Annotated in this window: 1 pseudogene; it reads right to left on the minus strand. The window is 43.0% G+C overall.

The annotated features are described in order from the left end of the window. A pseudogene (locus Tfer_RS16210) lies at window positions 1-1,087 on the minus strand (IS3 family transposase); the annotation flags it as partial. Window positions 1,088-1,113: the final 26 nt, after the last annotated feature.

Below are 1,113 nucleotides of genomic sequence, written 5' to 3' on the forward strand. Positions count from 1 at the left end.
AATGGGGACGATAGGTATTGTACTCATGAATGTATTGGTTTAAAACAATTCTTAGCTCCCTGGGACTATTAAATTCATTAATGTAGATGCAGTCATATTCCAGAGTCCGGAAAAACCGTTCTGTTCTCACATTGTCCAAGGCTTGACCCTTGCCATCCATAGAGATTTTAACCATATAGGATTCTAACAGATTTAGATAGTCAGGGTTGGTAAAATGGCTGCCTTGATCACTGTTGATGATCTCCGGTCTGCGGCGGTTCAATGCTCGCTTAAGACAGGTTAAGACAAAGGATTTATCCAAAGTGCTTGACAGCTCAAAATCCACTATACACCGGCTGTACCAGTCAATAATGACAAACAGATACATGAAGCCTTTTTTCATTCGAATATAGGTAATATCTACGCCCCAGACCTGATCCGGATGGTCAATGGTCAGGTTTCTTAGCAGATAAGGACGAACATATTTGGCATGATACCGCTTACTCAGATTAGGTTTGGGATAAATGGTGTAAATCCCCATGTCACGCATCATTCGGCGTACCTTTTTCCGGTTGATTAGCAAATTATCATCCCGTCTCAAAATGCAGGTAATGGTTCGATAACCCCAGGTGGGGTGAGCCGTATGTATCTCATCAATCCGGCGCATAGTAAAAAGTCCTCATTGGAGATAGGCTTCTGTTCAGGGGGCTGGCGGTACACGCTAGTACGATTGATACTTAACAATTCTGCCTGACGCTTGACGCTGATATGGGGATTATTTCGGTCAACGAAATCTTTTCTCCCAATCCGGTCCGATAATTTCTTCAGATTTTTTTTTGAGCCAGTCCACCTCGTAGGTGAGCTGACCGATCTTTCGTTCTAATTGAGCCACTCTTTCGTTTTTCTCTTCCAGTTCTTTTTCGGCTGTGGAGGGCCCTTTCTTAAATACCTCTGCAGCTCGTTCCATAAACTCGCATTTCCAGCGACTAATCACCACAGGGTTGATACCATGCTTAGCGGCGATTTCGTTGACAGTGGAGGCTTCTTGCAGCACCTCCAGGACGACTTTGCTTTTAAATTCGGCTGAATATTGATTTCGCTTTTTCATGTTTCCATTATAACTTACTTTTTAAA

This window comes from Thermincola ferriacetica, assembly GCF_001263415.1.
GTDB lineage: Bacteria > Bacillota > Thermincolia > Thermincolales > Thermincolaceae > Thermincola > Thermincola ferriacetica.